The sequence below is a fragment of the Devosia sp. genome, from assembly GCF_014860165.1.
In the GTDB taxonomy this organism is placed as follows: domain Bacteria; phylum Pseudomonadota; class Alphaproteobacteria; order Rhizobiales; family Devosiaceae; genus Devosia.
Map to the genome: position 1 here is coordinate 1 of NZ_JACZKG010000051.1, position 19330 is coordinate 19330.

Genomic DNA, 19330 nt, shown 5'->3' on the forward strand with positions numbered 1-19330 from the left:
CCCCAACCCTCCCCCTCAAGGGGGGAGGGAGCTAGGTCTCGCGGAGTCCGATGATGAGCTGGCTCTCCATTGTCGGCATCGGCGAAGACGGCCTCGCAGCACTCGGCGAAGCGGCCAAGGCCGCCATTGCCAGGGCAGACCATGTCTTCGGCGGCACGCGCCATCTCGACTTGGCCGCGCCGCTCATCAACGGCTCGGCCCATCCTTGGCTCTCGCCCTTTTCCGCCTCCATCGACGCGATCCTCGCCCTCAAGGGCCAGGCCGTCTGCGTCCTCGCCTCGGGCGATCCGTTCCACCACGGCGTCGGCGCGACGCTGACCCGCCATATCGACGCCGCCCAGATGCAGGTCTATCCGCATCCATCCTCGTTCAGCCTCGCCGCCGCCCGGCTCGGCTGGCCGCTGCAGGATGTATTGACGCTCTCGCTGCATGGCCGTCCGCTCGACCTTATCCGGCCGCACCTCCATCCCGGCGCCCGCATCCTGGCACTGACTTCGGATGAGCATGGGCCGGGTATGTTAGCCAAGCTGCTCACCGAGGCCGGCTTCGGCATTTCCATCGTCACCGTCCTCGAAGCCCTGGGCGGTCCCAGCGAAATCATCCGCTCTCACGTCGCGATGAGCTTTGCGCTTGCCGATATCAATCCGCTGAACATCTGCGCCATCAGCGTCGTCGCCCTGCCCGGCGCCCGCATATTGCCGCTGACGCCGGGGCTCGACGATGGCTTGTTCGAGCATGACGGGCAGATCACCAAGCGCGAAATCCGGGCGCTCACCCTCTCGGCGCTAGCGCCACGGCGCGGCGAGACGCTGTGGGATATCGGCGCCGGCTCTGGCTCGGTCGCCATTGAGTGGATGCTGGCCGATCCGAGCCTCAAGGCCGTTTCCATCGAGGCCAATGCCGAGCGCGCCGCTCGCATTGCCCGCAACGCCACCCGCTTCGGCGTTCCCGACCTGACGGTTGTTGTTGGCTCCGCTCCGCAAGCCCTCGAAGGCCTCGAGCCGCCCCATGCCATCTTCGTCGGCGGCGGCGGCTCCGATGCCGGCGTGCTCGATGCCGCCATCGCCGCCCTGCGCCCGGGCGGGCGGCTAGTTGCCAATGCGGTGACGCTGGAGTTCGAGGCCCTCCTTCTCGCCAAACACGCCGAACGCGGCGGCAGCCTCACCCGCCTTTCAGTGGACCGTGCCGACGCTGTCGGCAGCATGACCGCCTGGCGGCCCGCCATGCCGATCGTGCAATGGGTGTGGAGCAAGCCATGACCGTCCACTTCATCGGCGCCGGCCCCGGCGCGGCCGATCTCATCACTGTGCGGGGCATGAAACTGCTGCAGTCGTGCCCAGTCTGCCTCTATGCCGGCTCCATCGTGCCGCCGGAGATGCTGGCATGGTGTAGTCAAGATACGCGTCGTGTCGATACTGCGCCGATGTCGCTCGACGAAATCGAGGCCGAATATGTGCGCGCCCATGCCGCCGGGCAGGATGTGGCACGGCTGCATTCCGGCGACCTCTCGGTCTGGAGCGCGGTCGCCGAGCAGATGCGCCGGCTCGACCGTCTCGGCATCCCCTATTCGCTCACCCCCGGCGTCCCCGCCTTCGCCGCCGCCGCCGCCGCTTTGGGCCGCGAGCTGACCATTCCAGCGGAAGCGCAAAGCCTGGTGCTGACCCGCATCTCCGGCCGCGCCTCGCCCATGCCATCAGGCGAAACGCTGGCCGCCTTCGGGGCCACCCGGGCCACGCTGGCCATTCACCTGGCCATCCATGCGCTCGATCGCGTCGTTGCCGAACTCACCCCGCTCTACGGCGCCGACTGCCCGGTCACCATCGTCTTCCATGCCAGCTGGCCGGACGAAAAGATCATCCGCGGCACGCTTGGCGACATCGAGGCACGCTTTGCCGCCGACCCAGTCGAGCGCACCGCGATCATCTTCGTCGGCAAGGGCCTTGGCGCAGACGATTTCCGCGAAAGCTCGCTCTACGATCCGGACTATCAGCGGCGGTTCCGGGATCGGACCTAACGTCCCCCACTACTCGCCCGCACTACCAGTTCCGGCTCGATCAACGTAATCTCCACTTCCGGCAGGCCATCGGCCCGGATCAGTGCGATCAGCCGGTCCACCGCCAGCTCGGTCACCCGATCCACAGCATAGTCGATGCTGCTGATCGGGGTCGCCGCATGCTCGGCGAATTCGATATTGTCGAATCCGACAATGGCCATATCCTGGGGCACGCGCAAACCATGCTGCTGGGTCCAGCGCAGGGCGCCGAGCGCCATGGAATCGGTGGCGGCCAGCACGGCGGTCATGCCGTTGTCACGCGCCATCAGTTCGGCCATGGCCTCGTATCCCGCCATCACCGAATGCGCCGCCGGCACGGCATGCAGCGCCGCGTCCCAGGCAATCCCGGCATCGGCCAGGGCCCTGATATAACCATCCTGCTTTTCCAGATTGCCGCGCTGCTGCCCGCCATCGATCAGGCCGATGCGGCTATGGCCGCGCTCGATCAGGTGCCGCACCGCCTTGTAGCCGCCCAGCCTCGCATCCATGCTCACCACGTCGACTTCAGCATCGGTATCACCCACCAGCAGCACGACCGGGTAACCGGCGAGGCGCAGCCGGCGGATATGGTCCAGCTCGCGATGGCCGCGCGGATAGATCAGCATGCCGTCCACCTGGCGCGAGCGGAACATCTCGATGACCTTCTTTTCGTCCTGATGATCACCATTGGAGGTCGCAAAGAGGGTCAGGTAGCCGCGTTCGGCCAGCCGCAATTCGATGGCCTGGGCCACCCGCGTCAGGATGGGATTGGTGATCGAGGTCAGCACCAGGCCGATGGTCCTCGTCTCGCGGCTCACCAGCGATTTGGCGATGTGGTTGGGCAGGTAGTTCAGCGCTTCTGCCGCCTGCTGGATCATCAGCCGGGTATCCTGGGGGATGCGCGGGCTGTCGCGCAAAGCCAGCGACACGGTGTTCACCGAAAACCCGGTCTTGTCCGCGATATCCTTCAGCCGAACGATCGGTCTGCCCATGCCGGTCCCTTGTATTAGCGCTAACAGCCTCCTATCACTTCGCAGGTCCATCACCAAGCGAGGCCAACATGACCCAGCTCACCATCCCCGATCTCGCCGGCAAGGCTGTGCTGGTCACCGGCGCCTCCACCGGCATCGGCGCGGCTCTAGCCAAGGCGCTGGGCGCCCAGGGCGCCATGGTCGGCGTGCATTACAATTCCAGCAAGGACGCCGCCGAGGCTGTAGCGAGCGCCGTCAAGGATGCGGGCGGCCAGGCCTTCCTCGTCCGCGCCGATGCCTCGCGCTCGGGCGAAATTGCCCGCGCCGTGGAAGATACCGCCGCTGCCTTCGGCCGGCTGGACGGGCTGGTCAACAATGCGGGAGGCATGGTCGGCCGCATGGCCTATGCCGATATGGACGACGCCTATTACGACAAGGTCATGGACCTCAACGGCCGCTCGGTGATTGCCGCGTCACGCGCCGCCATCCCCCATCTCAAGCGCCAGGGCGGGTTTATCATCAACACCAGCTCGATCGCCGCCCGCAATGGCGCCAGCAATGGCGCGGGGCTCTATGGCTCGTCCAAGGCGCTGGTCAGCAACATCACCCGCGGCATGGCCAAGGAACTGGTCGGCTTCGGCATCCGCGTCAACGCCGTCGCACCCGGCGTCATCGACACGCCCTTTCACGAGCGCTATTCCACCGAGGCGCAGCTCAAGGCCAATGTCGCCACCGTGCCGATGGGCCGCGTGGGTACGCCGGAGGAATGCGTGGGCGCCTACCTGTTCCTCGCCTCCGAGAGCCTCTCCAGCTACATCATCGGCCAGGTCATCGAGGTCAATGGCGGCCAACTGATGCCGTAGGCGGCAGCCTACTCGTACTTCTCAAGGAACGCCTCGATCCCCAGCTTGCGGAAATCGGGCAGCGCCTGGTGCAGCCTGTCGTGGCTCCAGTCCCACCAGGCCAGGGCGTCGAGGCGGCTCGCCACATCGTCGCTGAAGCGCTGGCGGATCGTCCTGGCCGGCACGCCGACAGCAATGGCGAAGTCGGCCACATCCTTGGTCACCACGGCGTTCGACCCGATGATGGCGCCATTGCCGATCGTCACGCCGGGCATGATGACCGCGCCGTGCCCGATCCAGGTATCGTGGCCGATGCTGATGGGCGTGCTTTCACGCCAATCGAAAAAGCTTTGATCGTCCTCTTCACCCTCGAAATACTGGGCGGAGCGGTATGTGAAATGGTGCAACGAGGCGCGGCCCATCGGATGCATGCTGGCATAGATGCGAACATGGGCGGCGATGTTGGCGAACTTGCCGATGGTGGAATAGGCGATCTGGGTATTGCTGACGCAGTAGGAATAGTCGCCCAGCGTGGAATGCGACACCGCGCAGCCGGCGCCGACCTCGGTATAGCGGCCGAGGATCGATTCCCGGACCTTGGCGGTGGGATGGATGGAGGGCTCGGGGCCAAGGGATTTCATGCGGCGATCCTCGGGGCAAAGGCCGTGACATCGACGATGCGATCGGCGACCTGCGCCCGCACCTCCTCGTCGTGGAAGATACCCAGCAGGGCCACGCCGGACGCCTTCTTCTCTGATATCATGGCGACGACGACAGCACGGTTTGTGGCGTCGAGCGAGGCGGTGGGCTCATCGAGCAGCAGCACCGGATGCTCGGTGATGAAGCCGCGGGCGATGTTTACGCGCTGCTGTTCGCCGCCCGAAAAGGTCGCCGGCGGCAGGCTCCACAGCCGCTCGGGCAGGTTCAGGCGTGCCAGGAGATTTCTTGCGGTTTGCTGGCTTTCAGCCCGGTCCTTGCCGCGGATCAGCAGCGGTTCAGCCACCACGTCGAGTGCCGAGACGCGCGGCACGGTGCGGAGGAACTGGCTGACATAGCCGATAGAGTCGCGCCGCAAGGTGAGTACCGTACGCGGATCGGCGGTGGCCAGATCGACTGCCTCGCCGTGATGCTGCAGGGTGATGGAACCCGCATCGACGCCATAATTGCCATAGACCATCTTGAGGATGGAAGACTTGCCCGCCCCCGATGGTCCGCCGAGCACGACGCATTCGCCCGAGTGGACCTCGAAATTCACATTCTCCACCACGGGGAGGATTACGCCGTCACGCAGATGCATGGTGAAGGTCTTGGCGAGGTTTTGGACGGAGAGTGCCGCCATGGTCACACCTGCAAAAACGAGGAAACGAGGAGCTGCGTATAGGGCTCGCGCGGATCATCCAGCACGCGGTCGGTCAGACCGGCCTCGATGACATAGCCATCCTTCATCACCATCATCCGGTGGCTCAGGAGCCGGGCTACGGCGAGGTCGTGGGTCACCACGATGGCCGCCAGCCCGAGTTCGCCCACCAGCCCGCGCAACAGGTCGAGCAGGCGGGCTTGCACGGACACATCGAGGCCGCCAGTCGGCTCATCCATGAAGACGAGGCGCGGGCCGGTGACGAGGTTGCGGGCAATCTGCAGGCGCTGGCGCATGCCGCCGGAGAAGGCGCGCGGCTGGTCGTCGATGCGGTCCGCCGCGATTTCCACGCGCCCCAGCCAGTCGAGCGCGGTCTCGCGGATGCGGCCATAATGCCGGTCGCCCACCGCCATCAGCCGCTCGCCGACATTGGCGCCGGCCGATACGGTCATGCGCAGCCCATCGGCCGGGTTCTGGTGCACGAAGCCCCAGTCGGTGCGGACGAGGAAGCGGCGTTCCGCCTCACTCAGCTCATAGATGTTGCGCCATTGCCCATCGCGCATGCGGTAGAGGGTCCGGCCCGAGCTCGGCTCCAGCGTGGCTGACAGGGAGTTCAGCAACGTGGTCTTGCCCGAGCCGGATTCCCCCACAATGGCCAGCACTTCGCCGGGCCAAAGCTCGAAACTTACATCGGCACAGCCGAGGCGGCTGCCGTAATATTTGGTCAGGTTGTCGACGCGGAGAAGGGGTTCAGACATGGCGCTGCTCCATGGATTCGCGTGTTCGAGTGCCAGCGTCGACCCAAGCTCGATCGTCACCCTCGGGCTTGACCCGAGGGCTCTTCACTTGCTGAGCGTCCGTTAAGTACAGAGCCCTTGGGTCAGGCCCGAGGGTGACGCGCGGTGATTGGGACGAGAGCATCATTCCGCCGCCTCTTTCACGCCCAGGTCGCCGACATGCCCGGCCGCGCGCCGTTCCTCGCAATGGTCGGTGTCCGAGCAGACATACATATGCCCGCCCCGGTCATCGAGGATGACCTCGTCGAGATAGACCTGTTCGGCACCGCAGAGGGCGCAGGGCTGCTCGAAATGCTGGATAGCAAAGGGGTGGTCCTCGAAGTCGAGGCTCACCACTTCGGTATGGGGCGGCACGGCATAGATGCGGTGCTCGCGCCCGGCGCCGAACAATTGCAGCGCCTCGCTCATATGCATCTTGGGATTGTCGAATTTCGGCGTCGGGCTGGGGTCCATCACATAGCGGCCCTCGACCTTGACCGGATAGGCATAGGTGGTGGCGATGCGGCCGTGGCGGGCGATGTCCTCGTAGAGCTTGACATGCATCAGCCCGTATTCCTCGAGCGCGTGCATCTTGCGCGTCTCGGTCTCGCGCGGTTCGAGAAAGCGAAGCGGCTCGGGAATCGGCACCTGATAGACCAGGACCTGCCCCTTGCTCAGCGCCTTTTCGGGAATGCGATGGCGAGTCTGGATGATGGTGGCGTCTGACGTGTGCGTGGTCGTTTCCACCTGCGCCACCTTGGCGAAGAAGGCGCGGATCGACACCGCATTGGTGGTGTCGTCGGCCCCCTGGTCGATGACCTTGAGCACGTCGTCCGGGCCGATGATCGAGGCCGTCACCTGCACCCCACCCGTGCCCCAGCCATAGGGCATGGGCATTTCGCGGGAGCTGAACGGCACCTGATAGCCGGGAATGGCGATGGCCTTGAGAATGGCCCGCCGGATCATCCGCTTGGTCTGCTCGTCGAGATAGGCAAAGTTGTATTGCGGCAGGGTGGTCATGGTGTCTGCTCCCAGCGGATGAAGAGGTGCACGATCTCACCCGCCCCCAGATCGTCACGCGGCGGGTGGAAGGACGATGAAGGGGAATCCAGCCGCATCATTCCGCCGCCTCCTTCATCTCACTCGCCTCGTGCTCGGCCCGCATGCGCCGGATCAGGTCGAGCTCGGCCTGGAAATCCACGTAGTGGGGCAGCTTCAGGTGCTCCACAAACCCTGTCGCCTGCACGTTGTCGGAGTGCGAAATGACGAATTCCTCGTCCTGCGCTGGCGCCACGATGTCCTCGCCGAATTCGCGCGCGCGCAGCGCCCGGTCGACCAGCGACATGGCCATGGCCTTGCGCTCGGCCTGGCCGAAGACCAGGCCATAGCCGCGGGTGAACTGCGGCGGCACCTTGGCCGAGCCCTTGAACTGGTTGACCATCTGGCACTCGGTGACGCGGATGCGACCGAGGCTGACCGCGAAGCCGAGTTCGGGGACGTCGAATTCCACCTCAACTTCGCCGATGCGGATTTCGCCGACAAACGGGTGGCTTCGCCCATAGCCGCGCTGGGTGGAATAGCCGAGTGCGAGCAGGAAGCCTTCGTCCCCGCGCGCTAGGGCCTGGAGACGCAGGTCACGGTCGAGCGGGAAATCCAGCGGTTCGCGGGTCAGGTCGCCGACCTCGCGCTCCGGATCGGTCTCGCCATCGGGCTCCATCAGGCCCTGCCGGCCCAGCAGGTCGGTGACGCGCGGCGCCGGTTCGGCGTCGGCCTCGCGCAGCAGCGGCGCCGCAACGTCGCCGGTGACGATGCCCGGGTCGAGCAGGCGGTGCGTGTAGTCGAAAGTCGGCCCCAGCATCTGGCCGCCGGGAAGGTCCTTGAACGTCGCCGAAATGCGTCGCTCGATCAGCATGGCGCCGGTATCGACCGGGCTGGAATAGCCGAAGCGCGGCAGTGTCGTGCGATAGGCGCGCACCAGGAAGATCGCCTCGATCAGGTCGCCGCGGGCCTGCAGCAGCGCAAGGGCCGCCAGTTCCTTGTCATAGAGCGAGCCTTCGCCCATGGTGCGATCGACCGCCAGGCCGAGTTGTTCGACGATCTGGTCGAGGCGCAAGGCCGGCACCGTGCGGTCGCCACGGCGACGGTCGGCGAGGAGGGCATGGGCATTGGCAATGGCGGCCTCACCGCCTTTGACGGCTACATACATATCAGTGTCCTTCCGCTATGCGCGTCGAGCGCGGCAGGCCCAGCACGGCCCCTTCGGCCACCAGCAGGAGGTCAATGCCGCGCGGGAACAGTTCGCGATTGGCCGACCACTGGCCGATGAAATCCTCGGGCAAGCCAACCGGGCTGATACGGCCATGGTCCTTGATGCCGGGACCGCGGATGATCAGGTCCGGGCCGCCGGTCAGTGCGGGCACCGCCAGGACGATGGTGGTCGAGCGATCGGGGTATTCCTGGGTGCCGAGATTGAACTGGTCGAAGCGCGGCAGGTGTTCGGCACCGGCTGCAAAGGCGAAGGCCGCCCTGCCCGGCTCGCGCACCACGGGGGCGCCGGTGTGAAAGCTGACGAATTGGAGGACCGCGCTGTCAGCCCGCAGTGAATCGTCCAGCCAGATGCTGGTGTCGTGATCGCTCAAGGTTAGCAATGTGCTCACCAATTCGGGGGGGATGCTGCTGGTCGGCGAACCCGGCGCGACCAGCCTTTGCACCGCGCCGGGATTGGCCAGCGCATCCATGATGGCGCGAAAGGCCGTCTGCGACTGCAGTACGGGATCGGCGAATCCGCCGTCGAGACCAAGGTCCATCTTAGTTGTCTCCCCGTACCATGGTGAAGAAGTCGACCCTGGTCGCCGCCGACTCGTCGCGGCGTTTCTGGTCGGCAGCTGCGGCAAGTGCCTGGAGTGGCTGGATGATTTCGGCCTCGACCCGATCAGGATCGCGCTGCCACATGGCATCGATGATGGCGATGACCTCGGCTTTGGCCATGTCGCGGCCCAGACTATACCCGTGCCCCACTTCGCCGGTTACAATGCGGACGCTGGCCCGGCTGACCGTGGCCTCGCCCAGATTGAACGGAGCGCCACCGCCGCCGGCGCGACCACGGATCATCACGAGCCCAATTTCGGGACCGCGCACCCTGGTGTGGCCGGGCTTGTCGGCCCAGCGGTCCCAGAGTTCGGCGAGGGCCTTGGCCGGGGCCGCCGCCAGAGTGTCCAGTACGGCCTTTCGCGCCCTGACGTCGATGGAGGATGCAGTCTGCATGCTTGCCTCTATTTGTCTAATACACTAGACAACTTATGTCCTGAGTCCGCTCCTACGCCCCCTATGTGAAAAAGCAATGACAATCACACGAGATGTGGCCCGGGGCATAGCCCTCTGGCGCCAGATTGCCGATGCCATCCGCCTCGATATCGTTGGCGGCAAGCTTGCGGAAGGCGACCGGCTGCCGACGGAAGCCCTTCTGGCAGAACGGTTTTCCGCCAACCGCCACACCGTGCGACGGGCGCTCGCCGTGCTGGCCGATGAGGGCGTTGTCGGTGCGGAACAGGGTCGCGGCACCTTCGTCCGAAGCGCCCGCAGGCTCAGCTATCCTATCGGCAAACGCACGCGCTTTTCGGAGGGCCTCGCGGGCCAGGCGCGCGCGCTCGCCACCCAGCATCTGGGCGATCGCATCGAGAATGCGAGCGCTACGGTTGCTGCGGCCCTGGGTATCAAGCCTGGCACCAAGGTGGTCCGCATCGAGGGCGTCTCCTCGGCCGATGGCCGGCCGCTGTCACGCGCCACGACCTGGCTGCCCTATCGCCGCTTTGCCGATTTTGCCCAGAGAGTCATCGAACGGCGCTCGTTCACTGCAGTCTTTGCCAGCTACGGCATTGCCGACTATGTCCGTTCGAGCACCCGCATTTCGGCGCGCCACGCCGATGTGGAGGAAACCAAGCTGCTGGACCTGGCGCCCGGGGCGATCCTGCTGGTGTCGGAGGCTATCGACGTGGATGCCGAGGGAACCCCGATCTCCTATGCCCTCAGCCGCTTCCCGGCGGAGCGGATGGAGCTGGTGGTCTAGGCTCGCTCGGTCAATCCGGCGGCATCCTGCAGCAGTCGGGTGAACTGCGACCCCGCCACGTCCAATGCGCCGGAATTGTCGATCTGCACCTTGCTGGCGGGCAGACGTTCGCTCACGCTGCGATCGAGTCGCCGCTGGATGGATTCCGCGGTTTCCCGCCCGCGGCCGGCCAGCCGCCTGGCGATGATGTCCCGATCCGCCGTCACCGAAACCACCAGCGCCTCCGGATAGCGCGCCATCAGGGCGGGGATCACGGCGCGCGACAGGTTTGCCACCACCACCCGTCCGGCCCCCAGATCGGCCTCCAGCGCAATCGGCAGGCCATAGCGCAGGCCATGCGCCGCCCAGCTCAGCGCAAACTGTCCGGATGCCTCAGCCTGGGCAAAGGCTGCTTCGTCCAAGCTGTCATGATCTTCGCTGCCGGCATCGGCGGACCGGGTCACCACCCGGCGAACGAAGACAACGCGTCCGCTTGCCGCCAGCCGAGCGCGGGCAAAGCCGATCAGGCTGTCCTTGCCGACGCCGCTTGCGCCGACGACCGCGACGAAGGTTCCGCTCATATCACCCGCCGGCCCTGGCGCCACACCGTGAGCACGATGGGAATGCCGTCCTCGACCCGAACATGCACGAAATCGGCGCGCTTGCCGACGGCGATCTCGCCGCGGTCCGCAAGGCCCGCCGCCTCGGCGGGGCGCTTGGTGACCAGCTGGATCGCCCTGGACAGGCTGATCCCCTCCACATTGTCGGCCAGCGAGAACGCCGATTGCAGCATGGAGAAGGGAATGTAGTCCGAGGACAGGATGTCGAGCAGGTCGGCCTCGGCCAGCGCCCGCGCCGACACATTGCCGGAATGGGATCCGCCGCGCACCACATTGGGGCCGCCCATCAGGATGGCCATGCCGGCCTGGCGGGAAGCCCTGGCGGCCTCCATGGTGGTGGGGAACTCGGCGACTTCGGTGCCCAGGGCCACGGCTTCCTCGACATGGTCGCGGGTCGCGTCGTCATGGCTGGCCAGCACAATGCCGAGATCGTGGCAGGCCGCCGCAATGGCGCGACGGTGCGGGCCGGCATAGGCCACCGATTCGGCGTTGCGACGCTGGGTGAAATCCTCCAGCGCGGCGTCGCTCATCTTGAGCTTGCCCTGATAATAGGTCTTGTAGGCGTCCATGCTGGCGAACTGCCGCTGGCCGGGTGCGTGGTCCATCAGCGATGCCAGGCGCACCTGCGGATCGTCCTTGAGCATGAGAAAGCTCTCAAGACAATCGGGCGCCGAGACCTCGCAACGCAGATGGATATGGTGCTCGGCGCGCAGCCGCCCCGCCTTGGTGCCGGCGGCGATGGCATTGGCGAGGGTCTGCATCTCGGTGGCACCCATGTCGGAATGCTCGTCGAGGCCGACGCGGATGGCGTCGAAGACGGTGGTTATGCCCGAGGCCGCGATCTGGGCGTCATGCGCCTGCACGGCCGCGACGGGGTTCCAGCGCACCCGGGGGCGCGGCGCATAGTGGGTCTCGAGATGATCGGTATGCAGCTCGACCAGGCCCGGGATCAGATAGTCCCCGTCCAGATCGGTGCCCATGCGGCTGGGGGCGCCGATATCGGTGATGATGCCCCCATCCACGCGCAAGGAGCCTTCCACTACCTCATTGGCCAGGACCATCCGGGCATTGGTCAGGACGAGTTCCCCAAGGGCGATGGTGTTCATGGAAGGGCCGTTTCTAAGTTCGTGAGGCTGCGCGATCGCCCTGCGCTAGCCGAATTTGATGACAGTTTGGCGACCGGGGCCGGGTCATTCAAGCGTCAGCGAACTGTCGGGCAATCGTCATCAACCTGCAAGGGAACCGTCGGTGTTGCCCCACAGAAGCCGCCTCGGCGTCACTACGGGGGTCAGTAGGTTGTGCGACCGCCCGACAGGTCGAAGACGCTGGCGGTGGTGAAGCTGTTTTCCTTGCTAACCAACCAGGCGACCATCGCCGCCGCCTCATCCACCTCGAGGAAGCGGCCGCGCGGAATGCGCACCAGCATGTAGTCGATGAATTCCTTGGTCAGCGTATCGAGAATGCGCGTCTTGGCAGTCGCCGGCGTGATGGCATTGACCGCGATGTCGAACTTGGCCAGTTCCTTGCCCAGGGACTTGGTCAGGCCAATGACGCCCGCCTTGGCCGCCGAATAGGCCGAGAGGTTGGGATTGCCCTCCTTCCCCGCCACCGAGGAGATGTTGACGATGCGCCCGTAGTTGCGCGCCTTCATCGACGGGATCACCACCTTGTTGACGTAGAACGTGCCGTTGAGATTGATCTCGACCACCCGCCGCCATTCATCCGGATCATAATCCTCCAGCGAGGCATTTTGCCCGGCCACGCCGGCCGAATTAACCAGGATCGACACCGGGCCCACTTCGGCCTCGACCTCGCCATGCACACGCTGCAGTCCGGCCAGATCAGTTATATCCACCAGCTTGCTGGAGGCCGCGGGCCCCAGATTGTCCAGCGCCAACGCCAATGCCTCGGCATTCGTGTCCCAAAGGCTCACCCGCGCACCCGAGGCAATCAACCGCCGGGCAATGGCAAACCCGATCCCCTGCGCCCCGCCGGTGATGACGGCGATCTGGTCGTGAAGGTCGATGGCGTTCATGGGGTGGACTCTGGGTGCAGTGGGGACACTGCGCCAAGCTAACAGCATCCGCTGATCGAGAGCCATGGGTTATGCATATGGGGGCGACAGGTCCGCCCACCCGCGCTTGCCATCTCGGGCGATCAACAGGAGCGCGGCACGCTCAGGATTGCCCGGCGGGCGGCATTGGTGTCGAGTGCCGAGGCGCCAGCTCCGGCACCAGACGAAATTTCGCGGGGGGCGACGACCAGTCAAAAGGTATGGGCAGAACGAGGGTGCACGTTGTTAGCAGACTTTGCGCCTCAGAATTGACCACCTCAAACACGTAACCGGGACGCTGCATGGTGGTGCATTCCTCCCAGCGCGAAAAGTCGATCCATTCTGACACTTCGGACTCCTAGGCGCTGACGAACTGTGCTTTGCGCACCGACCGGCCCTCAACGGAAGTCCGGGCTTCGCACCGGCCGCTCCGTCACCACTCACACGAAAAAGAAGTCGGACCCAGTGAGGTGGTTGACGCCGGTGAGCGTGGCAATCGTGACTGCCTCTCCCGCCCCCGCGCCATCGGCGTCAAATGACAAGACGGAGGTAAGCGTATCGAACAGCATCGCGCCTAGATAGGCGTGTACTGCGGCGCCGGTAATTCCGACGCCCTGGAAGAACCTCACTTCTCCGCCGCCCGCGTCGGCGCCGCCAAAGAAGTAATGGGCCAAGCCGAGACTATCGTATCCCGAGACGAAATCGCCGATCACGTCGGAATTGGCTGCATTGATCTGGGTGTCGAAGATGAAGCGGTCCCTGCCGGCCTCACCGAACAGGGTGTCATGGCCTTCCATGCCGTAGAGCGTGTCGTTGCCGCCGCGCCCATAGATGTAATTGTCCCCGGTATTGCCATAAGCGACATCGCTGCCTGAGCCGAGCACAAAGCTCTCGATACCGATAAACGTATCGCCCGCAGCAGCACCCGTATTGGCCACCTGACCGCCCAGGGCGATTATGAAATCGGCATAGTTGGCATCGTCGTAGCGCACGTAGTCAAAGCCACTGCCACCCTGGAGCAGGTCGGCGCCCAACCCGCCAAACAGATGATCATGGCCGTCGTCGCCCATCAGGTTGTCGTCGCCATCCTGGCCAAACAGAAAGTCCTGTTCGCCAAAGCCAAAGACGGTGTCGTGTCCGCTGCCGCTGTAGATGTAGTTGCTGGCGGCATCGCCATAGGCCACGTCGCTGGCCGATCCCAGGAGCAGGCCTTCGATGCCGGCATAGCTGTCGCCAGCCGCGACGCCAGTATTCCAGCCGGCATAGTGCAGCGAAACCGTCATGGCCGTGGCTACGCCGCTGTAATCCACATAGTCGAGGCCGGAGCCGCCGTCCATATGATCGCTTCCGTCCTCGCTGAAGAAGAAATCATTTCCCTCCATGCCAAAGAGGCTGTCGTTGCCGCTATTTCCGCGTAGCAAGTTGGCAGCGGCATTGCCGATGATCGTGTCGTGCCCGCTGCCACCGATCGCGTTTTCAATCAGCGAACTTGGATCACCATTGTATTGGAGCGCGTTGGCGATGTTGCCCTCGGCGACCTGGCTGCCAGTGTAGTGGAGGTTTGCCAGTTGCGCGCTCGAGGTCGTGGTCCACGCGCCAGGCCGCAGGTCGACAGTCAGATTGGTGGTGTAGTTGGAAAAGTCATAGGTGTCGTTCCCACCACCATCCCAGACCGTCTGGAATATCTTGTTGCCGCCCGCAGGCCCCTGGCCGACGCCGTTGACCGACAACTCGCCGGTGGTCGGGCTCCAGGAATAGGTCGTGTTGCCGTTGTTGGTGGAGAAATTGGCGCCGTACATCTGCTGCACTGCAGCGATGTCATACATCATCAGCGACTGCGCATATCCCCACGTCTCGTTGGTATAGCCGCTGGTCGTCGATGCTCCGATATAGGACCGGTAGGTCATCACGGAGTATTCCATGGAATCGCGGTCGTAGGGCATGCCGTTCTGGTGGGGATGATCGAGCCCCAGCGCGTGGCCGATTTCGTGGATGAAGGTGGCGTAGGCGTAGTTGCCCTTGATGGGATTGTTGTAGTCCGACTTGTTGAACCAGGCGTCACCACCCTCGGCTATCGTATTGGGAAAGTAGGCCCACGCCGTGCCTGGAGCATTCGACATGGCAAGCCGCAAGGTGGCGTTGGCGACGTCGCCGCCCGTCAGTTCAGTGAAGGTGACGTTGGCGACAGCCGCGTAGTTGGCGAATGCCGCCTCAGCAGCATTCTGCTGCGTCGCATTCAGCGCCAAGATGCTATTTGGCTCGTTCTGGTAGTAGGGCGAGTTGTAAGCCGCGGAGCTTGTCGGGAAGCTATAAGTCAGGTTCCCCGATGCCCATTTGTAATCACCCAGCAGGGCGTTCGTGTACGGATCGGATGGACGGACAACAGAAGCAATGGCGGCCAACGAAAACTCCCAGGTCGCAAACACCCTCGGCCCGGCCGATTAACACCTCGTTAATCCGGACTCGCAGCGTGACCATAACGGGGGCGGCGGCGGTCAACAAGTCGTGTGGAGACGTAGGCATCCTACGTATCATGTTGCTGGCGCCCACTTTGTGTCCCAAGGACACCTCGACAGGCCCCAAAGAGACCGGCTCCAGGCTCCCGCTTGCCGCCACGCCCGAGGGGGCCGAGCCGGCCAGGAGCCCCGCCTCTCGGCGGATTTGGACACGCAATGGTTGACCTTGGCAACTCATCCGACAATAAGGAGGCGTTCCCAAAGGTTCAGAAGCTGATCATGTTACGATTCTCGTTGGTGGGCTGCGGTCGCATCGCAAAACGCCATTCCGAATTGCTGGGCAATGGCGCCATTGAGGGCGCGAAGCTCGTCGCCGTGTGCGACATCAACCTCGCCAAGGCCGAGGCGATCTCGTCCCAGTTTGGCGTACCGGCGTTTGCCGACTTCCACGACATGATGCGGACCGTCGACTGCGATGTCGTGGTCGTGCTTACCGAGAGCGGGCACCACGCGGAACATGTCGTGGCGCTGGCCCCTTATGGCCGGCACATTGTGGTCGAGAAGCCGATGGCGCTCACGCTGGAGAGCGCCGACGCCATGATCGCCGCATGCACCGATGCCGGGATCCAGTTGTTCGTGGTCAAGCAGAACCGCTTCAACGTACCCGTGGTCAAGCTGCGCGAGGCTGTGGACCAGAACCGCTTTGGCAAGCTGACGATGGGGACCGTCAGGGTGCGCTGGAGCAGGGACCAGCGCTACTACGACCAGGATCCCTGGCGGGGAACCTGGGCTCTCGACGGCGGCGTACTGACCAACCAGGCCAGTCACCACGTCGATCTGCTTGAATGGATGATGGGGCCGGTGGAGAGCGTGTTCGCGCATTCAACCAGGGCGCTGGCCAAGATAGAGACTGAGGACACCGCCGTTGTCGTGCTGCGGTTCAAGAACGGGGCCCTTGGCGTCATCGAGGCCACGACCGCTATTCGTCCGAAGGATCTCGAGGGATCGATTTCCATCCTGGGCGAGACTGGATCGGTCGAGATCGGCGGCTTTGCAGTCAATCAGATGAAGGTGTGGAACTTTGTCGACCCGCAGCCAGACGACGAGGAGGTGATGACCCGTTTTTCGGTCAATCCCCCAAACGTCTACGGTTTTGGTCACCAAGCCTATTACGACCACATCGTATCCTGCCTGCGGCATGGCGTGCCGCCTTCGGTGGACGGCCATGAGGGCCGAAAGAGCCTCGAACTCATCAACGCCATCTACGAATCGATCGAGACCGGCAAAGAGGTGCGTGTCGGCGCCGTGCGCCACTCAACGCGCCTGGGCCGTCGCGACTGATGACCGGTACCTTGCGCCAGGTCGGCATCGTCGACGTCACAATGGGCACGGGTGTCACGATCACCGAGCCTGCCAATCTTTATGGCTGCGTGCTCGGAGACGATGTTTTCGTGGGCCCCTTCGTCGAAATACAGAAGCAGGTGAGCATTGGGGCCCGCACCCGCGTCCAGTCGCACAGCTTCATTTGCGAGTTCGTGACGATCGGCACCGATTGCTTTGTTGGCCATGGCGTCATGTTCATCAACGACACCTTTGCATCGGGCGGACCCGCTCGGGGCGACCGGTCCAAGTGGCGATCGACAAATATCGGCGACGGCGTGTCCATCGGCAGTAACGCAACCATCATGCCGGTATCCATCTGCAGCGGCGTCGTTATCGGTGCGGGCGCCGTCGTCACGCGCGACATCAAAGAACCCGGAATCTATGCGGGCAACCCCGCGCGAAAGCTGAGGGCGCTAACTTGATCAAATTCCTCGACCTGCATGCCCAATACCTTTCAATCAAGGACGAGATGGACGCCGCCATCGCCGAGGTGATTGCCACTTCGGCCTTTATCGGTGGCCCGGCCGTGCGGAATTTCGAAGCCAGCTTCGGAGCCTGGGTGGGATCACCTTACTGTATCGGCGTGGGCAATGGCACCGATGCCCTCGAAATCGCCCTTGAAGCCCTGGCGCTGCCAGCGGGATCAGAGGTCATCCTGCCCGCCAACAGCTTCATCGCGACATCGGAGGCTGTGGGACGCTCTGGCCTGAAGGTCGTGTTCGCCGATGTGGACCAGGATACCTACGTGCTGGACCCCGAATCCGTGCGCCAGCTTATTACGGACAGGACCAGCGCCATCATACCGGTGCATCTCTATGGCCATCCCTGCGACATGCCGGCGCTGATGACGATTGCGCGCGAGCACAACCTCAAGGTCATCGAGGATAGCGCACAGGCCCATGGCGCTGTTATCGACGGGCAAACCGTCGGTACGATCGGCGATTTTGGCACCTTCAGCTTCTATCCGGGTAAAAATCTCGGCGCATATGGCGACGCCGGCGCCATCACCTGCGGGGATGAGGCGCTTGCCAGGCGCGCACGCATGATTGCCAATCACGGTCGGGTGGCCAAGTACGACCATGAGTTTGAAGGCCGCAACTCGCGCCTCGACGGATTGCAGGCCGCCATATTGTCCACAAAGCTGCCCCACCTCGACGGCTGGATCGAGCGGCGCATCGCCGTGGCCGACCGCTATGCAGACCGCCTCTCTGGCATTCCCGGCCTGACGCTGCCGCACCGCGGCAACCGGGCCAGGCATGCCTATCACCTCTATGTGGTGCGAACCGCACAGCGGGATGCCCTGGCAAATCACCTCAAGGCGAGAGGGATCGAGACGGGCGTGCATTATCCGGTCGCGCTGCCCCGGCTGGCTGCCTATGCCAGCCACCCCCAGGCGCAGGTAGACTTCTTTGCGGCCCGCATGGGTGCCGAGGTGCTCAGCCTGCCCATCGGCGAGCATCTCGACATGGACCAGGTCGATGAGGTCTGCTCGGCCGTCCGGGATTTCTTCGCCTCATGAGCGGCGCGCGGACCATTCTTGGTCCCGCACTGATCTATGTGGTCGCCAACATGCTGACGGCGGCAATACCCCTGTTGTTGCTGCCGCTCTTCACGCGCGTCCTGTCGCCCGAGGACTATGGCCGCATAGCCATGTTCGGCGTCGTGGTGCAACTCCTTGGCGCCTTGGCCGGGCTGAGTGTGCATGGCGCAATTGGCGTGCGCTTCTTCGACCGGGAAACCATAGATTTTCCGCGTTTCGTGGGCTCCTGCCTGGCGGTGCTGGCAGGCAGCCTGCTGTTGGTGCTGGCCGTCGTACTCATCACATTGCCCCTCCTTGAGACCTTCACCAAGCTGCCTGGGCCATGGCTGCTTATCGCGGTGGCCGTGTCGGGCGCCAACTTCGTCGTCCAGTCACAACTGGCCATCTTTCAGTCGGCGGGGCAGCCGATCCGCTTCGGCGCCCTGCGGCTGACGCAGGCGACGTTGGACCTAGGGCTGTCGCTGGTCCTGGTGCTGAGCTTGGGTCTGGCGTGGCAGGGGCGGGCGGCCGGCGTGACCCTAGCCGCGGCCGCAGCGGCGTTGCTGGCCCTGGCGATGATGCGATCCGGGGGGTGGCTGCGGTTGCCAGGAACGCGGGACTATGCCCGGCAGGCACTCAGGTTCGGACTGCCCTTGGTGCCCCATGCAATAGGCGGGTTGCTTATTGCCTCCGTCGACCGCTTCATGATCAGCAATATCCTCGATGTCGGCAGTGCCGGCATATACCTGGTCGCCATCCAGATCGGCCTGGTGCTGAACCTGGTCACCGATGCCGGCAATCGCGCCTTTGCCCCCTGGCTGATGCGATCGCTCAAGCAAAATGATCCCAACCTGGACCTGGCGGTCGTTCGCCTGACCTATCTCGGCTTTGGCATGCTCTTGTTGTTGGGCGTGGCTATGGGGCTGGCGGCACCCGCCCTGCTGTCCGTCCTGGTTGGCGAGGAGTTTCGCTCGGCGGGGCCGGTCATCATCTATGTCACTATCGGGCAAGCCTTTGGGGGCATGTACCTTCTGGTCACGAACTATGTCTTCTTCGCCGGTAAGACCGGCAGGCTTGCGGCGGTGTCACTGACCTGCGGGCTGCTCAATGTCGGCCTGTCCTATATCCTGCTGACGACGCGAGGTCTGGAGGGGGCAGCGCAAGCCTTCATGTGTGCACAGCTGCTGCAGTTTCTGGGTACATGGTGGCTGGCCTCCCGCGCTCATCCAATGCCCTGGGGCCTGCAACCGAGCGCGCATGCCAGGTGATCGTCACC

General features: G+C 64.3%; 21 protein-coding genes. 8 read left to right on the plus strand and 13 right to left on the minus strand.

Annotation, left to right across the window (positions count from 1 at the left end; genetic code table 11):
* Positions 1-50 precede the first annotated feature (50 nt).
* Complete coding sequence (cbiE, locus tag IH615_RS12260) at positions 51-1259, plus strand: precorrin-6y C5,15-methyltransferase (decarboxylating) subunit CbiE (protein WP_291362156.1); 1209 nt, start codon at positions 51-53, stop codon at positions 1257-1259.
* On the plus strand, positions 1256-2014 hold the full coding sequence (gene cobM, locus IH615_RS12265) for a precorrin-4 C(11)-methyltransferase (RefSeq protein ID WP_291362157.1): 759 nt from the start codon (positions 1256-1258) through the stop codon (positions 2012-2014). The genes cbiE and cobM overlap by 4 nt, the downstream gene beginning before the upstream one ends.
* On the opposite strand, the gene IH615_RS12270 is transcribed toward cobM, so the two are convergent.
* Positions 2011-3024, minus strand: coding sequence for a LacI family DNA-binding transcriptional regulator (locus tag IH615_RS12270; protein ID WP_291362158.1), 1014 nt, complete (start codon positions 3022-3024; stop codon positions 2011-2013). The genes cobM and IH615_RS12270 overlap by 4 nt on opposite strands.
* 68 nt (positions 3025-3092) lie before the next feature.
* Here IH615_RS12270 and IH615_RS12275 point away from each other — a divergent pair, with 68 nt between their 5' ends.
* Positions 3093-3866: an SDR family NAD(P)-dependent oxidoreductase gene (locus tag IH615_RS12275; protein ID WP_291362159.1), complete on the plus strand. Its 774-nt coding sequence runs from the start codon at positions 3093-3095 to the stop codon at positions 3864-3866.
* 8 nt (positions 3867-3874) lie between these two features.
* Here IH615_RS12275 and IH615_RS12280 read toward each other — a convergent pair whose 3' ends face one another.
* The 7 genes from IH615_RS12280 to phnG form a co-directional block, all read right to left on the minus strand.
* Positions 3875-4486, minus strand: a complete 612-nt coding sequence (locus tag IH615_RS12280) for a DapH/DapD/GlmU-related protein (protein WP_291362160.1) — start codon at positions 4484-4486, stop codon at positions 3875-3877.
* Positions 4483-5184: a phosphonate C-P lyase system protein PhnL gene (gene phnL, locus IH615_RS12285; RefSeq protein WP_291362161.1), complete on the minus strand. Its 702-nt coding sequence runs from the start codon at positions 5182-5184 to the stop codon at positions 4483-4485. Before phnL ends, IH615_RS12280 begins: the two co-directional genes overlap by 4 nt.
* A 2-nt stretch (positions 5185-5186) precedes the next feature.
* On the minus strand, positions 5187-5960 hold the full coding sequence (gene phnK, locus IH615_RS12290; protein WP_291362162.1) for a phosphonate C-P lyase system protein PhnK: 774 nt from the start codon (positions 5958-5960) through the stop codon (positions 5187-5189).
* Between the two features lie 162 nt (positions 5961-6122).
* Complete coding sequence (locus tag IH615_RS12295; RefSeq protein WP_291362163.1) at positions 6123-6998, minus strand: alpha-D-ribose 1-methylphosphonate 5-phosphate C-P-lyase PhnJ; 876 nt, start codon at positions 6996-6998, stop codon at positions 6123-6125.
* A 97-nt stretch (positions 6999-7095) separates the two neighbouring features.
* A complete protein-coding gene (locus tag IH615_RS12300; RefSeq protein ID WP_291362164.1) occupies positions 7096-8184 on the minus strand; it encodes a carbon-phosphorus lyase complex subunit PhnI in 1089 nt (362 codons plus the stop codon).
* A gap of 1 nt (position 8185) precedes the next feature.
* Positions 8186-8785 (minus strand): phosphonate C-P lyase system protein PhnH, encoded by a 600-nt coding sequence (gene phnH / locus IH615_RS12305; RefSeq protein WP_291362165.1) that lies wholly within the window; start codon positions 8783-8785, stop codon positions 8186-8188.
* A 1-nt stretch (position 8786) separates the two neighbouring features.
* Positions 8787-9242, minus strand: a complete 456-nt coding sequence (gene phnG, locus IH615_RS12310) for a phosphonate C-P lyase system protein PhnG (RefSeq protein ID WP_291362166.1) — start codon at positions 9240-9242, stop codon at positions 8787-8789.
* Between the two features lie 76 nt (positions 9243-9318).
* On the opposite strand from phnG, the gene phnF reads away from it, so the two are divergent.
* Positions 9319-10044, plus strand: coding sequence for a phosphonate metabolism transcriptional regulator PhnF (phnF, locus tag IH615_RS12315; protein WP_291362167.1), 726 nt, complete (start codon positions 9319-9321; stop codon positions 10042-10044).
* On the opposite strand, the gene phnN is transcribed toward phnF, so the two are convergent.
* From phnN to IH615_RS12335, 5 genes are all read right to left on the minus strand, one after another.
* Positions 10041-10604, minus strand: coding sequence for a phosphonate metabolism protein/1,5-bisphosphokinase (PRPP-forming) PhnN (phnN, locus tag IH615_RS12320; RefSeq protein ID WP_291362168.1), 564 nt, complete (start codon positions 10602-10604; stop codon positions 10041-10043). The two genes, phnF and phnN, sit on opposite strands and share 4 nt — an antisense overlap.
* Positions 10601-11749 (minus strand): alpha-D-ribose 1-methylphosphonate 5-triphosphate diphosphatase, encoded by a 1149-nt coding sequence (locus tag IH615_RS12325; RefSeq protein WP_291362169.1) that lies wholly within the window; start codon positions 11747-11749, stop codon positions 10601-10603. The genes phnN and IH615_RS12325 overlap by 4 nt, the downstream gene beginning before the upstream one ends.
* Positions 11750-11931: 182 nt before the next feature.
* The gene (locus tag IH615_RS12330; protein ID WP_291362170.1) at positions 11932-12678 is read right to left on the minus strand and encodes an SDR family NAD(P)-dependent oxidoreductase; all 747 of its coding nucleotides are present in this window, start codon (positions 12676-12678) and stop codon (positions 11932-11934) included.
* 142 nt (positions 12679-12820) lie between these two features.
* Positions 12821-13045, minus strand: a complete 225-nt coding sequence (locus IH615_RS22260; RefSeq protein WP_316359348.1) for a hypothetical protein — start codon at positions 13043-13045, stop codon at positions 12821-12823.
* 91 nt (positions 13046-13136) lie between these two features.
* A complete protein-coding gene (locus tag IH615_RS12335; protein ID WP_366485058.1) occupies positions 13137-15122 on the minus strand; it encodes a M10 family metallopeptidase in 1986 nt (661 codons plus the stop codon).
* A gap of 309 nt (positions 15123-15431) precedes the next feature.
* Between IH615_RS12335 and IH615_RS12340 the strand changes: the two genes are divergently transcribed.
* Genes IH615_RS12340 through IH615_RS12355 form a run of 4 tightly spaced genes read left to right on the plus strand, consistent with a single transcriptional unit; the run spans position 15432 to position 19322 of the window.
* On the plus strand, positions 15432-16493 hold the full coding sequence (locus IH615_RS12340; protein WP_291362172.1) for a Gfo/Idh/MocA family oxidoreductase: 1062 nt from the start codon (positions 15432-15434) through the stop codon (positions 16491-16493).
* Positions 16493-16957: an acyltransferase gene (locus IH615_RS12345; RefSeq protein WP_291362173.1), complete on the plus strand. Its 465-nt coding sequence runs from the start codon at positions 16493-16495 to the stop codon at positions 16955-16957. Before IH615_RS12340 ends, IH615_RS12345 begins: the two co-directional genes overlap by 1 nt.
* Positions 16954-18054, plus strand: coding sequence for a DegT/DnrJ/EryC1/StrS family aminotransferase (locus IH615_RS12350; RefSeq protein WP_291362174.1), 1101 nt, complete (start codon positions 16954-16956; stop codon positions 18052-18054). Before IH615_RS12345 ends, IH615_RS12350 begins: the two co-directional genes overlap by 4 nt.
* Positions 18051-19322 carry a lipopolysaccharide biosynthesis protein gene (locus tag IH615_RS12355; protein ID WP_291362175.1) on the plus strand — a complete coding sequence of 424 codons (1272 nt, stop codon included), beginning with the start codon at positions 18051-18053 and terminating at the stop codon, positions 19320-19322. Before IH615_RS12350 ends, IH615_RS12355 begins: the two co-directional genes overlap by 4 nt.
* Positions 19323-19330 lie beyond the last annotated feature (8 nt).

Excerpts from the sequence above, each read along its gene's own strand:
- cbiE (WP_291362156.1), top strand. The coding sequence starts at position 51 with ATGATGAGCTGGCTCTCCATTGTCGGCATCGGCGAAGACGGCCTCGCA.
- cobM (WP_291362157.1), top strand. The coding sequence starts at position 1,256 with ATGACCGTCCACTTCATCGGCGCCGGCCCCGGCGCGGCCGATCTCATC.
- IH615_RS12270 (WP_291362158.1), bottom strand. The coding sequence starts at position 3,024 with ATGGGCAGACCGATCGTTCGGCTGAAGGATATCGCGGACAAGACCGGG.
- IH615_RS12275 (WP_291362159.1), top strand. The coding sequence starts at position 3,093 with ATGACCCAGCTCACCATCCCCGATCTCGCCGGCAAGGCTGTGCTGGTC.
- IH615_RS12280 (WP_291362160.1), bottom strand. The coding sequence starts at position 4,486 with ATGAAATCCCTTGGCCCCGAGCCCTCCATCCATCCCACCGCCAAGGTC.
- phnL (WP_291362161.1), bottom strand. The coding sequence starts at position 5,184 with ATGGCGGCACTCTCCGTCCAAAACCTCGCCAAGACCTTCACCATGCAT.
- phnK (WP_291362162.1), bottom strand. The coding sequence starts at position 5,960 with ATGTCTGAACCCCTTCTCCGCGTCGACAACCTGACCAAATATTACGGC.
- IH615_RS12295 (WP_291362163.1), bottom strand. The coding sequence starts at position 6,998 with ATGACCACCCTGCCGCAATACAACTTTGCCTATCTCGACGAGCAGACC.
- IH615_RS12300 (WP_291362164.1), bottom strand. The coding sequence starts at position 8,184 with ATGTATGTAGCCGTCAAAGGCGGTGAGGCCGCCATTGCCAATGCCCAT.
- phnH (WP_291362165.1), bottom strand. The coding sequence starts at position 8,785 with ATGGACCTTGGTCTCGACGGCGGATTCGCCGATCCCGTACTGCAGTCG.
- phnG (WP_291362166.1), bottom strand. The coding sequence starts at position 9,242 with ATGCAGACTGCATCCTCCATCGACGTCAGGGCGCGAAAGGCCGTACTG.
- phnF (WP_291362167.1), top strand. The coding sequence starts at position 9,319 with ATGACAATCACACGAGATGTGGCCCGGGGCATAGCCCTCTGGCGCCAG.
- phnN (WP_291362168.1), bottom strand. The coding sequence starts at position 10,604 with ATGAGCGGAACCTTCGTCGCGGTCGTCGGCGCAAGCGGCGTCGGCAAG.
- IH615_RS12325 (WP_291362169.1), bottom strand. The coding sequence starts at position 11,749 with ATGAACACCATCGCCCTTGGGGAACTCGTCCTGACCAATGCCCGGATG.
- IH615_RS12330 (WP_291362170.1), bottom strand. The coding sequence starts at position 12,678 with ATGAACGCCATCGACCTTCACGACCAGATCGCCGTCATCACCGGCGGG.
- IH615_RS12340 (WP_291362172.1), top strand. The coding sequence starts at position 15,432 with ATGTTACGATTCTCGTTGGTGGGCTGCGGTCGCATCGCAAAACGCCAT.
- IH615_RS12345 (WP_291362173.1), top strand. The coding sequence starts at position 16,493 with ATGACCGGTACCTTGCGCCAGGTCGGCATCGTCGACGTCACAATGGGC.
- IH615_RS12355 (WP_291362175.1), top strand. The coding sequence starts at position 18,051 with ATGAGCGGCGCGCGGACCATTCTTGGTCCCGCACTGATCTATGTGGTC.